Annotated in this window: 14 protein-coding genes; 13 read left to right on the top strand and 1 reads right to left on the bottom strand. The window is 71.5% G+C overall.

The genetic code is table 11. The features are described 5' to 3' along the window. Position 1 precedes the first annotated feature (1 nt). The 3 genes from ACFVDM_RS14520 to ACFVDM_RS14510 all read left to right on the top strand — a co-directional run bounded on the left by ACFVDM_RS14520 (position 2) and on the right by ACFVDM_RS14510 (position 2,691). Positions 2-874, top strand: a complete 873-nt coding sequence (locus tag ACFVDM_RS14520) for a glycosyltransferase family 2 protein (RefSeq protein ID WP_383639135.1) — start codon at positions 2-4, stop codon at positions 872-874. A 109-nt stretch (positions 875-983) separates the two neighbouring features. Next, positions 984-1,913, top strand: coding sequence for an ABC transporter permease (locus ACFVDM_RS14515; RefSeq protein ID WP_383638199.1), 930 nt, complete (start codon positions 984-986; stop codon positions 1,911-1,913). After that, the gene (locus ACFVDM_RS14510) at positions 1,906-2,691 is read left to right on the top strand and encodes an ABC transporter ATP-binding protein (RefSeq protein WP_383638197.1); all 786 of its coding nucleotides are present in this window, start codon (positions 1,906-1,908) and stop codon (positions 2,689-2,691) included. Before ACFVDM_RS14515 ends, ACFVDM_RS14510 begins: the two co-directional genes overlap by 8 nt. A 93-nt stretch (positions 2,692-2,784) precedes the next feature. Here ACFVDM_RS14510 and ACFVDM_RS14505 read toward each other — a convergent pair whose 3' ends face one another. Then, entirely contained in the window at positions 2,785-3,363 is a 579-nt protein-coding gene (locus ACFVDM_RS14505) for a TetR/AcrR family transcriptional regulator (protein ID WP_383638194.1), read from the bottom strand. 246 nt (positions 3,364-3,609) lie between these two features. On the opposite strand from ACFVDM_RS14505, the gene ACFVDM_RS14500 reads away from it, so the two are divergent. The 10 genes from ACFVDM_RS14500 (at position 3,610) to ACFVDM_RS14455 (ending at position 17,487) form a co-directional block, all read left to right on the top strand. Beyond that, positions 3,610-5,118, top strand: coding sequence for an MDR family MFS transporter (locus tag ACFVDM_RS14500; RefSeq protein WP_383638191.1), 1,509 nt, complete (start codon positions 3,610-3,612; stop codon positions 5,116-5,118). A gap of 437 nt (positions 5,119-5,555) precedes the next feature. Then, positions 5,556-6,476, top strand: a complete 921-nt coding sequence (hpnC, locus tag ACFVDM_RS14495) for a squalene synthase HpnC (protein WP_383638188.1) — start codon at positions 5,556-5,558, stop codon at positions 6,474-6,476. A gap of 29 nt (positions 6,477-6,505) precedes the next feature. Continuing rightward, positions 6,506-7,426, top strand: coding sequence for a presqualene diphosphate synthase HpnD (gene hpnD / locus ACFVDM_RS14490; protein ID WP_383638185.1), 921 nt, complete (start codon positions 6,506-6,508; stop codon positions 7,424-7,426). 119 nt (positions 7,427-7,545) lie between these two features. Then, positions 7,546-8,931 (top strand): hydroxysqualene dehydroxylase HpnE, encoded by a 1,386-nt coding sequence (hpnE, locus tag ACFVDM_RS14485; protein ID WP_383638182.1) that lies wholly within the window; start codon positions 7,546-7,548, stop codon positions 8,929-8,931. Then, positions 8,928-10,031: a polyprenyl synthetase family protein gene (locus ACFVDM_RS14480; RefSeq protein WP_383638179.1), complete on the top strand. Its 1,104-nt coding sequence runs from the start codon at positions 8,928-8,930 to the stop codon at positions 10,029-10,031. Before hpnE ends, ACFVDM_RS14480 begins: the two co-directional genes overlap by 4 nt. 286 nt (positions 10,032-10,317) lie before the next feature. Beyond that, positions 10,318-12,321 (top strand): squalene--hopene cyclase, encoded by a 2,004-nt coding sequence (gene shc, locus ACFVDM_RS14475; RefSeq protein ID WP_383638176.1) that lies wholly within the window; start codon positions 10,318-10,320, stop codon positions 12,319-12,321. Further along, entirely contained in the window at positions 12,321-12,980 is a 660-nt protein-coding gene (locus ACFVDM_RS14470) for a 1-hydroxy-2-methyl-2-butenyl 4-diphosphate reductase (RefSeq protein ID WP_383638173.1), read from the top strand. Before shc ends, ACFVDM_RS14470 begins: the two co-directional genes overlap by 1 nt. Before the next feature lie 5 nt (positions 12,981-12,985). Beyond that, entirely contained in the window at positions 12,986-14,005 is a 1,020-nt protein-coding gene (gene hpnH, locus ACFVDM_RS14465; protein WP_383638170.1) for an adenosyl-hopene transferase HpnH, read from the top strand. A gap of 159 nt (positions 14,006-14,164) precedes the next feature. After that, positions 14,165-16,093 carry a 1-deoxy-D-xylulose-5-phosphate synthase gene (gene dxs / locus ACFVDM_RS14460; protein ID WP_383638167.1) on the top strand — a complete coding sequence of 643 codons (1,929 nt, stop codon included), beginning with the start codon at positions 14,165-14,167 and terminating at the stop codon, positions 16,091-16,093. Continuing rightward, a complete protein-coding gene (locus ACFVDM_RS14455; protein ID WP_383638164.1) occupies positions 16,090-17,487 on the top strand; it encodes an aspartate aminotransferase family protein in 1,398 nt (465 codons plus the stop codon). The genes dxs and ACFVDM_RS14455 overlap by 4 nt, the downstream gene beginning before the upstream one ends. Positions 17,488-17,528 lie beyond the last annotated feature (41 nt).

Genomic DNA, 17,528 nt, shown 5'->3' with positions numbered 1-17,528 from the left:
CATGAAACTCGGCGCGGTCATCATCACGATGGGCAACCGCCCCGCCGAACTGCGGGCCCTTCTCGATTCGGTCGCCGCGCAGGAGGGCGACCGGATCGAGGTGGTCGTCGTCGGCAACGGCTCACCCGTCCCGGACGTCCCCGCGGGCGTGCGCACCGTCGAGCTGCCGGAGAACCTCGGCATCCCCGGCGGCCGCAACGTGGGCATCGAGGCCTTCGGGCCCTCCGGCGCCGACGTCGACGCGCTGCTGTTCCTCGACGACGACGGGCACCTGCCGCGCACGGACACCGCCGAACTGTGCCGGAAGGCGTTCGAGGCCGATGCCCGGCTGGGCATCATCAGCTTCCGGATCGCCGACCCGGACACCGGAGAGACCCAGCGCCGGCACGTCCCGAGGCTCCGCGCCGCCGAACCGATGCGCTCCTCGCGGGTGACGACCTTCCTCGGCGGCGCCAACGCCGTCCGTACCCGGGTCATCGCCGAGGTCGGCCCCCTGCCGGGCGACTTCTTCTACGCGCACGAGGAGACCGACCTCGCCTGGCGGGCGCTCGACGCCGGGTGGCTGATCGACTACCGCGCGGACATGGTCCTCAACCACCCCACCACCGCCCCGTCCCGGCACGCGGTCTACCACCGCATGGTGGCCCGCAACCGGGTCTGGCTGGCCCGCCGCAACCTGCCGGCGCCGCTCGTCCCGGTGTACCTGGGCGTCTGGATGCTGCTGACCCTGCTCCGCCGCCCCTCGGGCCCCGCGCTGAAGGCATGGTTCGGAGGCTTCCGGGAAGGCTGGACGACACCCTGCGGACCGCGCCGTCCCATGAAGTGGCGTACGGTGTGGCGGCTGACCAGACTCGGCCGCCCTCCCGTGATCTGAGAGGTTCGCCTCTGGGACCATGAGGCGTAGATACTTCTGCCGGGACCCTGTCCGCCCCTGTGCCGCGCCCGTGAACGACCGCGCGTTCCGAATACGAGAGTTTCAACTGGTGAGTGACACAACCCACGACGGTGCTGTTGCGCTGAGCACCCCGCCATCCGCCGACGACGGCCTGGGCGCCGCCGAGCTGGCCGCGAAGTACGGTCTGGCGGTCAGCGGCGCCCGTCCCGGACTCGTCGAGTACGTGCGTCAGCTGTGGGGGCGCCGCCACTTCATCGTGGCGTTCTCCCGCGCGAAGCTGACCGCCCAGTACAGCCAGGCCAAGCTGGGCCAGCTGTGGCAGGTGGCCACCCCGCTGCTGAACGCCGGGGTGTACTTCGTGATCTTCGGCCTGATCCTCGGCACCAAGCGGGGGATGGGCTCCGACGTCTTCATCCCCTTCCTGGTCACCGGGGTGTTCGTCTTCACCTTCACCCAGAGTTCGGTGATGGCCGGGGTCCGGGCCATCTCCGGCAACCTGGGGCTGGTGCGGGCGCTGCACTTCCCCCGCGCCTCGCTGCCCATCTCGTTCTCGCTCCAGCAGCTCCAGCAGCTGCTGTACTCGATGATCGTGCTGGTCGCGGTGACCGTCGGCTTCGGCAGCTACCCCTCGCTGTCCTGGCTGCTGGTGCTTCCGGCGCTGGCCCTGCAGTTCCTCTTCAACACCGGCCTGGCGCTGATCATGGCCAGGCTCGGGGCCAAGACGCCCGACCTGGCCCAGCTGATGCCGTTCATCATGCGGACCTGGATGTACGCCTCCGGCGTCATGTTCTCGATCAAGGAGATGCTGGCCGACCAGCCGGCCTGGATCACCGATGTGCTCCAGTACAACCCGGCGGCCATCTACATGGACCTGATCCGCTTCGCGATGATCGACGGCTACGGCTCCGAGAACCTGCCGGCGCACGTCTGGGCGGTGGGTCTGGCCTGGGCGGTCGTGGTCGGCGTCGCGGGCTTCGTGTTTTTCTGGAAGGCAGAGGAGCGGTACGGCCGTGGCTGAGCAGAACTCCGCGGGGCGCGTCCCCACCGTGATCGCCGACGGGGTGCACATCGTGTACCGCGTCAACGGCGGCGGCGGTGGCAAGGGCAGCGCCACCGCCGCTCTGAGCCGGATACTGCGCCGCGGCAAGGGCGAGGCGCGCGGGGTCCGCAAGGTGCACGCCGTGCGCGGTGTCTCCTTCACCGCCTACCGGGGCGAGGCCATCGGCCTCATCGGCACCAACGGCTCCGGCAAGTCCACCCTGCTGCGGGCCATCGCGGGACTGCTGCCGACCGAGCACGGCAAGGTGTACACGGACGGGCAGCCCTCGCTGCTCGGCGTGAACGCGGCGCTGATGAGCGATCTGACCGGCGAGCGCAACGTGGTGCTCGGCGGACTCGCGATGGGCATGTCCCGCGAGGAGATCCGCGAGCGCTACCAGGGCATCGTCGACTTCTCCGGGATCAACGAGAAGGGCGACTTCATCACGCTGCCGATGCGGACGTACTCCTCCGGTATGGCCGCCCGGCTGCGCTTCTCCATCGCCGCCGCCAAGAACCACGACGTCCTCATGATCGACGAGGCGCTGGCCACCGGTGACCGCAAGTTCCAGATCCGCTCCGAGGAGCGCATCCGCGAGCTGCGCAAGGAGGCCGGGACGGTGTTCCTGGTCAGCCACAGCAACAAGTCGATCAGGGACACCTGCGACCGGGTGCTGTGGCTGGAGAAGGGCGAGCTGCTGATGGACGGCCCGACCGACGAGGTACTCAAGGCGTACGAGCGGGAGACCGGCAAGTAGGGAGCCCACGCCCCGCACCGACGCCATCGGCCTTCAGGACCACCATCCGGTCCTGAAGGCCGACGTCGTCGGTGCGGGGCGGATGCGGACGGATTACGGCGTGACCGCGCCGCCGCCTGCCGGGCGGAGTGCCTGCCAGGCGTCGTCGGCGGCGCCCTCGGGGTGCACCGGGGCGTCGTGCAGCCAGTGGGTGACGAGCCCCATGAAGGCTCCCGTGGCGCAGTGGGCGCGCATCCCGACGACGGGGGAGTCGGACGGGCCGACCCCGGCCTCGACCAGCTGGAGGGTCACCTGCTCGGCGACCAGCTGGTGCAGGCGGTTGATGAAGCGCGCCGATCCGCACGGCCCGAGCATCCGGCGGTAGAGCACCGCGTGCGCGTCGACGTGGTCCAGTATGTCGACGAACGCCGGCGGCACGGCGTGCGGCAGCACCACGAGGGGACACCGCGCGACCAGGCCGACCAGTCCGGCCAGTTCGTTGTCCATCGCGTCCAGCAGCAACTCGTCGCGGTCGCGGTAGTGCTGGTAGACCGTCGCGCGATTGATGGTGGCCCGCTCGGCGACGCGGGCGATGGTGATGGACTCCGGCTCACGCTCGGTGGCGAGCTCCAGGACGGCGGCCCGCAACAGGGCACGGGTCCGCTGCACCCGGGGATCGACGCGCTTGGCCATCTGGCCAGCCTACACAGGCGTGGGCGACAGATGTCGTGGACTGTGAGCCGTCCTGCCGCTCTACGTGCCGTGCCCGGAGTTTCGCGGCCGTCGGGCGACCATGTGCCCGCCCCGCTCCATCTATCCAACATGTGTTGCAAAGGCGACAGTCGTTGTGGAAGTCTGGCGCTCCGGGACGCGGTCCACGAGGGAAGGTCGGTCGTGAAGGCGAAGAAGACTCCGGTCGGGGCCGAAGGGTCCGACCGTGTGACTCCGGAACTCTGGTGGCTGAGCGGCATCATGGCCTTGGGCGGCTTCGCCGGCCTGCTGGACGCGACGATCATCAATGTCGCCATCGGGCCGCTCGCTAAAGTGTTCGACTCTGACCTGGCCACGGTTCAATGGGTGGTGACCGGGTACCTGCTCGCCATCACCGCGGCGATCCCGATGAGTGGCTGGGCCACGGCCCGGTTCGGGGCGAAGCAGACGGTCGTCTTCTCGCAAGTCGTCTTCCTGGTCGCCTCGTTGCTCTCCGGACTGGCCTGGTCCGCGTCAAGCCTGATCGTCTTCCGGGTGATCCAGGGCATCGGCGGCGGCCTGGCGGTCCCGGTGGGCCAGGCGCTGCTGGCTCAGGCGGCGGGGCCGAAGCGGCTCGGCAGGCTGATGTCCGTCGTCACGGTCCCCGCCCTGTTCGCCCCGCTCATCGGCCCCTCGCTCGGCGGCGTCCTCATCGACCACCTCGGCTGGCGCTGGATTTTCTTCGTCAACGTCCCGTTCTGTGTCGTGACGATCGCGCTCGTGCGGGCCAAGGTGAAGAACGTCGTCGCCCCCTCGGCCGGAGCCCGGCTCGACCTGACCGGCCTGGTGCTGCTGCTGCCGGGCCTGGCGCTGCTCGTCCACGGACTCTCCGAGGCCGGCTCGGCCGGTGGCTTCGGGTCCGGAGGGGTGATCGGCGGCCTGGCGGCCGGGGCGGTGCTGCTGCTCGCCTTCGGTGCGCGGGCGCTGAGGAGCCGGACCGAGGGACTGCTGGACCTGCGGCTGTTCAGGGTCCCCGACTTCAGGTCCGGCACGCTGGCCGGTCTCCTGATGAGCATGGCGATGTACGGCGTGCTGATCCCGCTGCCCCTGTACTACCAGGTCGTACGGGGCACCAGCGTCCTGGACTCCGCGCTGCTCCTCCTCCCGCAGAGCCTGGGCTATCTGCTGGCGATCGTCCTGGTGAACGCGCTCACCGCCCGGCTGGGTGTCCGCACCCTCACCGTCATCGGCATCGTGCTGGCCCTGGCCGGCACCCTCCCGTACGCACTCGTCGACGCCCACCCGAACCAACTGCTCCTCGGTACCACCCTGGTGGTCCGCGGATTCGGTCTGGGGGCGTCGATGATGCCGACCATGACGATCGCCTTCGCGAGCGTGCCGAAGGAGACCGCGCCGAGCGCGACCAGCGCGTTCAACGTCTTCCAGCGGGTCGGCGCCTCCCTGGGCACCGCGGTCCTCACCGTCGTGCTCCAGCAGCGGCTGACGGGCGAACTGCCCGCGCACGCGCACTTGCTCGGTCAGGTCGAGCCCGGCGGGACGGTCGCCCGAGGCCTGGCCCCATCCTTCGGTGCGCCGTTCTGGTGGGCGATGCTCTTCACCGCCCTCGCCCTGTTCCCGGCCTTCTTCCTTCCGGGGCGACTGCCGGCCGCCGCCGGGAGCGGTGCGCCCGGTGTTCCGCCCGCACGGGAGAGCGGGAGCGCGACTCCGGCCGACCGGCCGCCTCCGGTCGTCCCGTGAGCCGCCTCACCGTCTCGCCCCGAGCCCCCGTCGGCACCCCGGCGGGGGCCGTTCCGTGTTTCGGGAGGGGTGACGGGTTTCGGACATCCACGTGTCGTCGTACGCGCCCCCGCCCGATCTCCTCCCGCCGGATGACGTCAATCTCCTTGCGCAAGGGGAAAGTTGACCACGCCGTGCGCGCACCCCCGGTGTGCGTCGCCCCCCGGCGTATGGATGAGCGTTGTACAACGTAAGCTGTACCGGTGCTGATTCGTTGCAAGTGGGGCGATACCGCCTGGGTGGGCCGCCCGTAGCCGTCCGCCGCACTCGGAAGGGCGGGCGGCGTGTCCGGAATGGGATGTTTTGGGTCAGCAGTGTAGAACGGGAGATGTGACGGCTATGACGGAAGATCTCCAGCTCCGAGGTGCTCACGCCGTCCCCGCGCAGGGCGGTCGGCAGTGACACGCACCGAACGGACGCGGCTGGATTCCGCCGTCCCCGCGACCCTCGACAAGGCCGCCGACGAGAACTTCCCGGTGGCCCCCTTCTTCCTGCCGCGCGCCTGGCGCGACGATCTGATGGCGGTCTACGGCTTCGCCCGCCTCGTCGACGACATCGGCGACGGCGATCTGGCCCCCGGCGGCGCCGACGCCCGCCATCTCGGCCTCGGTCCGGACGGGGCCGAGGACCGCGTCGCCATGCTCGACGCGCTGGAGCGGGACCTGGGACGGCTCTTCGGTGCCGCCGGCGAGACCCCGCACCACCCCCTGCTCGCGGCCCTGCGCCCCACCGTGCGGCGCCGCGCGCTCACCCCCGAACCCTTCACCGGCCTCATCGAGGCCAACCGGCAGGACCAGAAGGTCCGCCGCTACGGGACGTACGAGGAACTGCTCGCCTACTGCGAGCTCTCCGCCAACCCCGTCGGCCGCCTGGTCCTCCAGATCACCGGCACCGCGAGCCCCGAGCGCATCCGCCGCTCCGACGCCGTCTGCACCGCCCTGCAGATCGTCGAACACCTCCAGGACGTCTCCGAGGACCTGGGCCGCGACCGGATCTATCTGCCCGCCGAGGACCTGGCCAGGTTCCATGTCTCCGAACACGACCTGGCCGCCCCCTCCGGGAACGCCTCGGTGCGCGCACTGATCGCGTACGAAGCGGAACGAGCCGCACATCTGCTGAATGAAGGCACCCCCTTGGTGGGTAGCGTCCACGGCAGGCTCAAGCTGCTTCTCGCCGGATTCGTGGGAGGGGGGCGCGCCGCCCTCTCCGCGATCGCGGCCGCCGGGTTCGACGTACTGCCCGGACCACCCAAACCCACCAAGCCCAGCCTTCTGCGCGAGGTGGGAGTTGTCTTGCGAAGCGCGCGTAGAGAGGGGTGAGCCGGACCGTGGAGGGACAGACGACGTACATGTCGGCACCGGTGCAGGCTGCGTACAGTTACTGCGAGGCGGTCACCGGACAGCAGGCGCGTAACTTCGCGTACGGCATCAGGTTGCTGCCCGCGGAGAAGCGACAGGCCATGTCGGCGCTGTACGCCTTCTCCCGCCGGGTCGACGACATCGGCGACGGCGAACTGGATCCGGAGACCAAGCGCGTCCGGCTGGAGGGCACCCGCACCCTGCTCGACCGGATCCGGGCCGGCGCGGTCGACGAGGACGACACCGACCCGGTGGCCGTCGCGCTGGCGGACGCGGCCCGCCGCTTCCCGCTGCCGCTCGAAGGGCTCGACGAGCTGATTGACGGCGTGCTCATGGACGTGCGCGGCGCCACCTACGAGACCTGGGACGACCTCAAGGTCTACTGCCGCTGCGTCGCCGGCGCCATCGGCCGCCTCAGCCTGGGCGTCTTCGGCACGGAACCGGGCGCCCCCGGCGCCGAGCGCGCCGCCGAGTACGCCGACACGCTGGGCCTCGCGCTCCAGCTGACGAACATCCTGCGCGACGTCCGCGAGGACGCCGGTAACGGCCGCACCTATCTGCCGGCCGACGACCTCGCCAAATTCGGCTGCTCGGCCGGATTCCACCGTGCCACCCCGCCGCCCGGCTCCGACTTCGCCGGGCTCGTCCACTTCGAGGTGCGGCGCGCCCGTACCCTGTTCGCCGAGGGCTACCGGCTGCTGCCGATGCTCGACCGGCGCAGCGGGGCCTGCGTGGCGGCCATGGCCGGCATCTACCGCCGGCTCCTGGACCGGATCGAGCGCGACCCGGAGGCCGTGCTGCGCGGCCGGGTGTCGCTGCCGGGCCACGAGAAGGCGTACGTCGCGGTGCGCGGACTGTCCGGCCTCGACGCGCGCCACATGTCCCGGCGCACGACCCGGGGGCGTGTCTGAATGCGTCCCGGGGACATCTCGCGCACCATGTGCATCATGGATGATCTCTCCGTACGCCGGGCAACCCTCCGCCGCACGGATGCGTCACTGACGGAAAAGACCTGGCGAGAGGGGGACGCATGACCGGCGGAGCGACACGTTCCTCCCGGGCGGTCGTGATCGGCGGCGGACTCGCCGGGATCACCTCCGCCCTGCGTCTGGCCGACGCCGGGCTTGACGTGACCCTGCTCGAAGGACGGCCCCGTCTCGGTGGCCTGGTCTTCTCGTTCCGGCGCGGCGAGCTGACCGTCGACAACGGCCAGCACGTCTATCTGCGCTGCTGCACCGCCTACAGCTGGTTCCTCGACCGCGTCGGCGGGACCTCGCTCGCACCGCTGCAAAACCGTTTGGACGTGCCGGTACTCGATGTCGGGCGGCCCTCGGGGCCCCGCCTCGGACGGATCCGCCGCAACGGGCTGCCGGTGCCGTTCCACCTGGCCGCCGGGCTCGCCGGCTATCCGCACCTCTCGCTCGCCGAACGCGCGAGCGTCGGCCGTGCCGCGCTCGCGCTCGGCCGGCTGGACCCGGAGGACCCGGCGCTCGACGGAGTCGACTTCGCAAGCTGGCTCGCCCGGCACGGCCAGTCGCCCCGCACCGTCGAGGCGCTCTGGGACCTGGTCGGTGTGGCCACGCTGAACGCCACCGCGCCGAACGCCTCCCTCGGCCTGGCCGCCAAGGTCTTCAAGACCGGGCTGCTCTCCGAGCCGGGCGCCGCCGACATCGGCTGGGCCGCCGTCCCGCTCGGCGCCGTCCACGACACCCTGAGCCGCGCGGCCCTGGACGCCGCCGGAGTCCGCACCGAGTTGCGGACCAAGGCCGGTGCGCTCACCCGCGACGAGGGGCACTGGACGGTCGACACCGGAAGCGAACGCATCGAGGCGGACACCGTCGTCCTCGCCGTCCCGCAGCGCGAGACCCACGCCCTGCTGCCGCCCGGCGCGCTGGACGCCCCCGAACGGCTGCTGGAGATCGGCACCTCGCCGATCCTCAACGTGCACGTGGTCTACGACCGCAAGGTGCTCCGGCGGCCGTTCTTCGCGGCGCTGGGCTCCCCGGTCCAGTGGGTCTTCGACCGGACCGAGGCGTCCGGTCTGACCGGCCCCGGCCAGTACCTCGCGGTCTCCCAGTCCGCCGCGGGCGACGAGATCGACCTGCCGGTCGCGGAGCTCCGCGCCCGCTATCTGCCCGAACTCGAACGGCTGCTGCCCGCCGCTCGCGGGGCGGGGATCCGGGACTTCTTCGTCACCCGGGAGCGCACGGCGACCTTCGCGCCCGCGCCCGGCGTCGGCCGGCTGCGGCCCGGCACACGGACCCGCGCCCCCGGCCTGTTCCTGGCCGGAGCATGGACCGCCACCGGCTGGCCCGCCACGATGGAGGGCGCCGTGCGCAGTGGCTCCGTCGCCGCGGACGCCGCGCTCCGGGCGCTCGGCCGCCCCCATGAACATCCGCTGCAGGAGGCGGCATGAGCAGTACCACCGGAACAAGAGGAGAGTCAGTGACCCCGGCGAATCCGGCTTCCGACACCGTGGCGGAGACCACGGACGTCACCGCGCTTCTGGAGCGCGGGCGGGCCCTTTCCACGCCGGTGCTGCGCGCCGCGGTCGACCGGCTCGCACCGCCCATGGACACCGTGTCCGCCTATCACTTCGGCTGGATCGATGCCCAGGGCAGGCCCTCGGACGGTGACGGCGGCAAGGCCGTCCGCCCCGCGCTGGCCCTGCTGTCCGCGGAGGCGGCCGGCGCCGCACCCGAGGCGGGCGTCCCCGGCGCCGTGGCCGTCGAACTCGTGCACAACTTCTCGCTGCTGCACGACGACCTGATGGACGGCGACGAGCAGCGCCGCCACCGCGACACGGTGTGGAAGGTGCACGGCCCCGCCCAGGCGATCCTGGTCGGCGACGCGCTGTTCGCCCTGGCCAACGAGATCCTGCTGGAGCTGGGCACCGTGGAGGCGGGCCGCGCGGCCCGCCGGCTGACCACGGCCACCCGCAAGCTCATCGACGGGCAGGCCCAGGACATCTCCTACGAGCACCGCGAGCGGGTCACCGTCGAGGAGTGCCTGGAGATGGAGGGCAACAAGACGGGCGCCCTGCTGGCCTGCGCCTGCTCGATCGGCGCAGTGCTCGGCGGCGCGGACGACCGCACCGCCGACGTGCTGGAGGCCTACGGCTACCACCTGGGGCTCGCCTTCCAGGCCGTCGACGATCTGCTCGGGATCTGGGGCGACCCGGAGTCCACGGGCAAGCAGACCTGGAGCGATCTGCGTCAGCGCAAGAAGTCCCTGCCGGTCGTCGCGGCGCTGGCCGCGGGCGGACCGGCCTCCGAACGCCTGGGCGAACTGCTCGCCGCGGACGCCAAGAGCAGCGACTTCGACAGCTTCTCCGAAGAGGAGTTCGCCGCCCGTGCGGCGCTCATCGAGGAGGCGGGCGGCCGCGAGTGGACCGCCCAGGAGGCCCGTCGGCAGCATGCGGTCGCCATCGAGGCCCTGCATGGTGTGGACATGCCCGAATCCGTGCGGGCGCAGCTCACGGCGCTCGCGGACTTCGTCGTCGTACGAAAGAGATGATCATCATCCCCTCCATATGACTCGCAGTCGCCGGCCCCCCCCCCCGCCCCGCCCCCCCCCCCCGCGACCCCCCCCCCCCCCCCCCCCCACACCCCCCCCGGGCCCCCCGCCCCCCCCCCACCCCCCCCACCCCCCCCGCGGGGGCCCCCCCCCCTCTGGCCGCTGAAACCCACACTCAAACAACACCCCCCCCTAATCCCTCGCGCCGCCGGGCGCGCCCCACCCCGGGGCCCCGCCCGACGGAGACCCCAGCACAGCAGCGCACCAACTGCACGAAGGGGAAGCCATGACAGCGACGACCGACGGAAGCACCGGGGCTGTGGACCCCCGAGCAGCCGCGGCCAGTGAACCGACAACCGAATCAACCATCGCCGCGGACGACGTCCTCACCGCCGCGCGGCGGGCCGCGGAACGCTCGGTGGAGCACCTCCTCGGCCGGCAGGACGAGCAGGGCTGGTGGAAGGGGGACCTCGCCACCAACGTCACCATGGACGCCGAGGACCTGCTGCTCCGTCAGTTCCTGGGCATCCAGGATCCCGAGACCGTCCGGACCGCGGCGCTCTTCATCCGCGGCGAACAGCTCGGCGACGGCACCTGGGCCACCTTCCACGGCGGTCCCGGGGAACTCTCCACCACCATCGAGGCCTATGTGGCCCTGCGCCTGGCCGGGGACCGGCCGGACGACCCGCACATGGCGCGCGCCGCAGGATGGATCAGGGAACAGGGCGGCATCGCCGCGAGCCGGGTCTTCACCCGGATCTGGCTGGCCCTCTTCGGCTGGTGGAAATGGGACGACCTGCCCGAACTGCCGCCCGAGCTGATGTTCTTCCCGAAATGGGTCCCGCTCAACATCTACGACTTCGGCTGCTGGGCGCGCCAGACCATCGTCCCGCTCACCGTCGTCTCGGCGAAACGGCCGGTGCGGCCCGCGCCCTTCGCCCTGGACGAACTGCACACCGATCCGGCCGAGCCCAATCCGCCGCGCCGCCCGGCCCCCGCGACCAGCTGGGACGGGATCTTCCAGCGCCTCGACAAGGCCCTGCACCTCTACCACCGGGTCGCCCCGCGCGGACTGCGCAAGGTCGCCATGAACGCCGCCGCCCGCTGGATCATCGAACGCCAGGAGAACGACGGCTGCTGGGGCGGGATCCAGCCCCCCGCCGTGTACTCCGTCATCGCCCTGCACCTGCTCGGCTACGACCTCGACCATCCGGTGATGCGTGCCGGACTGGAATCGCTGGACCGCTTCGCGGTGTGGCGCGAGGACGGCGCCCGCATGATCGAGGCCTGCCAGTCCCCGGTCTGGGACACCTGCCTCGCGACCATCGCGCTGGCCGACGCCGGCGTCGCCCCCGACCACCCCGCGCTCGTCAGGGCGGCCGACTGGATGCTCGGGGAGGAGATCGACCGGCCGGGGGACTGGTCCGTACGCAGGCCCCGACTGGCCCCCGGCGGCTGGGCGTTCGAGTTCCACAACGACAACTACCCCGACATCGACGACACCGCGGAGGTGGTCCTCGCCCTGCGCCGGGTCCGCCACCCCGACCAGGCGCGGGTGGACGCCGCCATCCGGCGCGGAGTGCGCTGGAACGTCGGCATGCAGTCCCGCAACGGAGCCTGGGGCGCGTTCGACGCCGACAACACCAGCGCCTTCCCCAACCGGCTGCCGTTCTGCGACTTCGGCGAGGTCATCGACCCGCCCTCGGCCGACGTCACCGGCCATGTGGTGGAGATGCTGGCCGTCGAGGGCCATGCCCAGCACCCGGCGACCCGCCGGGGCATCGAGTGGCTGCTCGCCGAACAGGACGCCGGCGGCGGCTGGTTCGGCCGCTGGGGCGTCAACTACGTATACGGGACCGGGTCGGTGGTCCCGGCCCTGATCGCCGCCGGACTGCCCGCCTCGCACCCCGCCGTCCGCCGGGCGGTCGGCTGGCTGGAGTCCGTCCAGAACGACGACGGCGGCTGGGGCGAGGACCTGCGCTCGTACACCGAGGAGAAGTGGATCGGCCACGGCGCCTCGACCGCCTCCCAGACCGCCTGGGCGCTGCTGGCGCTGCTCGCCGCCGGACGGCGCGACACCACCGCCGTCGCCCGGGGCATCGCCTGGCTGACCGACAGCCAGCAGGCCGACGGCTCGTGGGACGAGCCGTACTTCACGGGGACCGGCTTCCCCTGGGACTTCTCCATCAACTACCACCTCTACCGGCAGGTCTTCCCGCTGACCGCGCTCGGACGGTACGTGCACGGCGACCCGTTCGCCGGCCGGGTCCCGCTGGGCGAGGGGGCCTGATGGGCGATGCCCGGGGGGCACCCGGCCCCGCCGCCCCGCTGCTTGTCGCCTGTGCGCTGGGCATCGAGCTGCTGGCCCTGCGCAGCGGCCGGGGCCGCGCGGGCGCCGCACCGGGCCCGGTGACCGTCCTGCGTACGGGCATGGGACCCAGGGCCGCCGAGGCGGCCGTGGCACGGGCGCTCGACGGCGAGCGGGCGCGCGGCGCCGCCGTCATCGCCTCCGGGTTCTGCGCCGGGCTCGCCCCCGGAATGCACCCCGGCGATCTGGTGGTGGCCGACGAGACCCGCGCCGCCGGGCAGCCGGTCCCCTGCACGGGTACGGAACTGCTGGCCGAGGCACTGGCCAGGGCCGTGCCCGGACGCACCGTCCACACCGGTCCGCTGACCGGCTCCGCCCATGTCGTACGCGGACACGAGCGGGCCGAGCTGCGGGCCACCGGAGCGATCGCGGTGGACATGGAGTCCGCCGCGACCCTGAGCACCGCACTGCGGGCCGGGCCGCGCCCGGTTGCCGCCGTACGGGTGGTCGTGGACGCTCCGGAGCACGAGCTCGTCCGCATCGGCACGGTCCGCGGTGGAATATCGGCATTCCGCGTTCTTCGTGCCGTCCTTCCCGCTTTCTATGAATGGCACCGATCTTTGCTGCTCCCCAGGAGGTGAGCCAGATGGCCATGCCGCTCCGTCAGTCCATCAAGGTTGCGACGTACCTCATTGAACAGAAGCTCCGAAAGCGGGACAAGTTTCCGCTGATTGTCGAGTTGGAGCCCTTGTACGCGTGCAATCTCGCCTGCGAGGGCTGCGGGAAGATCCAGCATCCGGCCGGAGTGCTCAAGCAGCGCATGCCGGTGGCCCAGGCGGTCGGCGCCGTGCTCGAATCGGGCGCGCCGATGGTTTCCATCGCCGGTGGCGAACCCCTGATGCACCCGCAGATCGACGAAATCGTCCGCCAGCTCGTGGCCCGGAGGAAATACGTTTTCCTCTGCACCAACGCCATGCTGATGCGCAAGAAGCTCGACAAGTTCACGCCCTCGCCCTACTTCGCCTTCACCGTGCACATCGACGGACTGCGCGAGCGGCACGACGAGTCGGTCGCCAAGGAAGGGGTGTTCGACGAGGCGGTGGCGGCGATCAAGGAGGCCAAGAGCCGCGGCTTCCGGGTCACCACCAACTCCACGTTCTTCAACACCGACACCCCGCAGACCATCATCGAGGTCCTGAACTACCTCAACGACGACCTCAAGGTCGACGAGATGATGATCTCGCCCGCCTACGCCTACGAGAAGGCACCCGATCAGGAGCACTTCCTGGGCGTCGAGCAGACCCGCGAACTGTTCCGGAAGACCTTCGCGGGCGGCAACCGGACCCGCTGGCGGCTGAACCACTCGCCGCTCTTCCTGGACTTCCTGGAGGGCAAGGCGGACTTCCCCTGCACGGCCTGGGCCATCCCCAACTACTCCCTGTTCGGCTGGCAGCGCCCCTGCTATCTGATGAGCGACGGCTATGTGCCGACGTACCGGCAGCTCATCGAGGACACCGACTGGGACAAGTACGGCCGGGGCAAGGACCCGCGCTGCGCCAACTGCATGGCGCACTGCGGCTACGAGCCGACCGCCGTGCTCGCCACCATGGGATCGCTCAAGGAGTCCCTGCGGGCCGCACGGGAGACCGTCGGCGGAAACCGCTGAGGTGACGACCGCCCGCGGACCGGCACCGCCGGTCCGCGGGAACCGCCGGCCCGGCCCCTCGCGACGCGCCGGGCCGGCGGGGTCACGGACGCGCGGGCACCCCCGCGGGGGTGCCCGCCGTCGTCGGGTGTGGAAACAGGAGCAGAGAGGGGGCCCGGAATGCCGCTGTTGCCGTCCATCCGGGGGCCGCACGATCTCAAGGCGCTGAACGGAGCGCAGCTGGACGAACTGGCCGAGGACATCCGGACCTTCCTGATCCGGGCGGTGGCCAGGACGGGGGGCCATCTGGGGCCCAACCTCGGCGTGGTGGAACTCTCCATCGCCCTGCACCGGGTCTTCGACTCGCCCGTGGACCGGATCCTGTGGGACACCGGCCATCAGAGCTACGTGCACAAGCTGCTCACCGGCCGTCAGGACTTCTCCAAACTGCGCGGCAAGGGCGGTCTGTCGGGCTACCCCTCCCGCGAGGAGTCCGAGCACGACGTCATTGAGAACTCGCACGCCTCGACCGTGCTGGGCTGGGCGGACGGCCTGGCCAAGGCCAACGAGGTCCTGGGCAGGGAGAACCACGTCGTCGCGGTCATCGGTGACGGAGCCCTCACCGGAGGCATGGCCTGGGAGGCGTTGAACAACATCGCCGCCGCCAAGGACCGCCCGCTGATCATCGTCGTCAACGACAACGAGCGCTCCTACGCCCCGACCATCGGCGGCCTGGCCGACCACCTCGCCACCCTGCGCACCACCGACGGCTACGAGCGCTTCCTCTCCTGGGGCAAGAACGTGCTCCAGCAGACGCCCGTGGTCGGCAGGCCGCTGTACGAATCGCTGCACGGCGCCAAGAAGGGGTTCAAGGACACCTTCGCCCCGCAGGGCATGTTCGAGGACCTGGGGCTCAAGTACCTCGGCCCGGTCGACGGCCACGACACGGCGGCCGTCGAGTCCGCCCTCCAGCGCGCCAAGCGCTTCCACGGCCCGGTGCTCGTCCACTGCATCACCGAGAAGGGGCGCGGCTACGCCCCCGCGCTGGAGGACGAGGCCGACCGCTTCCACACGGTCGGCGCGATGGACCCGCTGACCTGTGTGCCGCTCGCCCCGGCCCCCGGACCCTCCTGGACCTCGGTGTTCGGGGACGAGATCGCGGCCATCGGGGCGGAGCGGCCGGACGTCGTCGCGCTCACGGCGGCGATGCTGCACCCCGTCGGACTGACCGGGTTCGCCGAGGCCTTCCCCGACCGGGTCTGGGACGTCGGCATCGCCGAACAGCACGCGGCGGTCTCCGCCGCCGGACTGGCCACGGGCGGACTGCACCCGGTCGTCGCCGTCTACGCGACCTTCCTCAACCGGGCCTTCGACCAGTTGCTGATGGACGTCGCCCTGCACCGGTGCGGGGTGACCTTCGTCCTGGACCGGGCCGGGGTCACCGGCCCCGACGGCGCCTCCCACAACGGCATGTGGGACCTGTCGATCCTCCAGGTCGTCCCCGGGCTGCGGATCGCCGCCCCGCGCGACGCGGTGACGCTGCGCGAGGAACTGCGTGAGGCGGTCTCCGTGGACGACGCCCCGACGCTCCTGCGGTTCCCCAAGGAATCGGTCGGCGAGCCGGTCCCGGCGGTCGGCCGGATCGGCGGGATGGACGTCCTGCACCGCGCGGAGGACGCCGACGCGCTGCTGGTCGCCGTCGGCGTCATGGCCCCGGTCTGCCTCCAGGCCGCCGATCTGCTGACCGGCGCCGGTATCCGCTGCACCGTGGTCGACCCCCGCTGGGTCAAGCCGGTCGACCCGGCCCTGGCTCCGCTCGCCGCCGCGCACCGGCTGGTCGCCGTCGTCGAGGACAACAGCAGGGCGGCGGGCGTCGGCTCGGCCGTCGGCATGGCGCTGCGGGACGCCGGAGTCGACGTACCGCTGCGCACCTTCGGCATTCCCGACCAGTTCCTCGCCCACGGCAAACGGGCCGAGGTGCTGGCCGACATCGGACTCACACCGGTCGAGATCGCCGGCCGGATCGGCGCCGCGCTGGCCGCCCGGGACGCGGCGGACGGCACGGGGCGGAGCGCCCCGGACCACGGTCACCAGGGGAGCGGAGCATGAACGACGAGGGGCCCAAGGGCTTCGATCTGGCACGCCTCCTCGCGGAGCGCGGCGCCGAACGCTACGAACTGCACACCAAGCACCTCAACCACCAGTTGCCGCGCATGCTGCACACCATCGGCTTCGACAAGGTCTACGAACGGGCCGAGGGCGCCCACTTCTGGGACGCGGAGGGCAACGACTACCTGGACATGCTGGCCGGCTTCGGCGTGATGGGGCTCGGCCGCCACCACCCCGTGGTCCGCCGGGCACTCCACGACGTCCTGGACGCCTCCCTCGCCGACCTCACCCGCTTCGACTGCCAGCCCCTGCCCGGCCTGCTGGCCGAGAAGCTGCTCACGCACAGCCCGCATCTGGACCGGGTCTTCTTCGGCAACAGCGGTACGGAGGCGGTGGAGACCGCGCTCAAGTTCGCCCGGTTCGCCACCGGGCGGCCCAGGATCCTGTACTGCGCGCACGCCTTCCACGGGCTGACGACCGGCTCCCTGTCGGTCAACGGGGAGTCCGGTTTCCGCGACGGCTTCGCCCCGCTGCTGCCCGACACCGCCATCGAACTGGGCGACCTCGACGCACTGCGCCGCGAGCTGAAGCGCGGCGACGTGGCCGCCCTCGTCGTCGAGCCGATCCAGGGCAAGGGCGTGCACGCGGCGCCCCCCGGCTTCCTGCGCGAGGCGCAGGAACTGCTGCACCGGCACAAGGCGCTCCTGATCGCCGACGAGGTGCAGACCGGCCTCGGCAGGACCGGTGACTTCTACGCGTACCAGCACGAGGAGGGCGTCGAGCCCGATCTGGTCTGTGTCGCCAAGGCGCTCTCCGGCGGCTACGTACCGGTCGGCGCGACCCTCGGCAAGGACTGGATCTTCAAGCGCGTCTACTCCTCGATGGACCGCGTCCTGGTCCACTCCGCGAGCTTCGGGGCCAACGCCCAGGCGATGGCGGCCGGACTCGCCGTCCTCACGGTGATGGAGGACGAGGAGACCGTCGCCCACGCCCGGCGCACCGGCGATCTGCTGCGCGAACGGCTGGCCGCGCTGGTCGGCCGCTACGAGCTGCTGCACGAGGTGCGGGGACGCGGGCTGATGATCGGCATTGAGTTCGGCCGGCCGTCCTCACTGAAGCTGCGCAGCCGCTGGACCATGCTCCAGGCCGCCCGCAAGGGGCTCTTCGCGCAGATGGTGGTCGTCCCCCTGCTCCAGAAGCACCGCATCCTGACCCAGGTCTCCGGCGACCACCTCGAAGTGATCAAACTGATCCCGCCCCTGGTGATCGACGACGCGGACGTGGACCGGTTCGTGACCGCGTTCACGGCGGTGATGGACGACGCGCACAACGGCGGCGGACTGATGTGGGACTTCGGGCGCACCCTGGTCAAACAGGCGGTCGCCAACCGCTGAGCGGCCGGACCGCGGAGGGATTTGCCTCGGAGGCAAGAAAT

Origin of the sequence: Streptomyces sp. NPDC057682 (genome assembly GCF_042799575.1) — a bacterium.
GTDB lineage: Bacteria > Actinomycetota > Actinomycetes > Streptomycetales > Streptomycetaceae > Streptomyces.
This window is presented reverse-complemented; position numbering and strand designations above follow the sequence as displayed.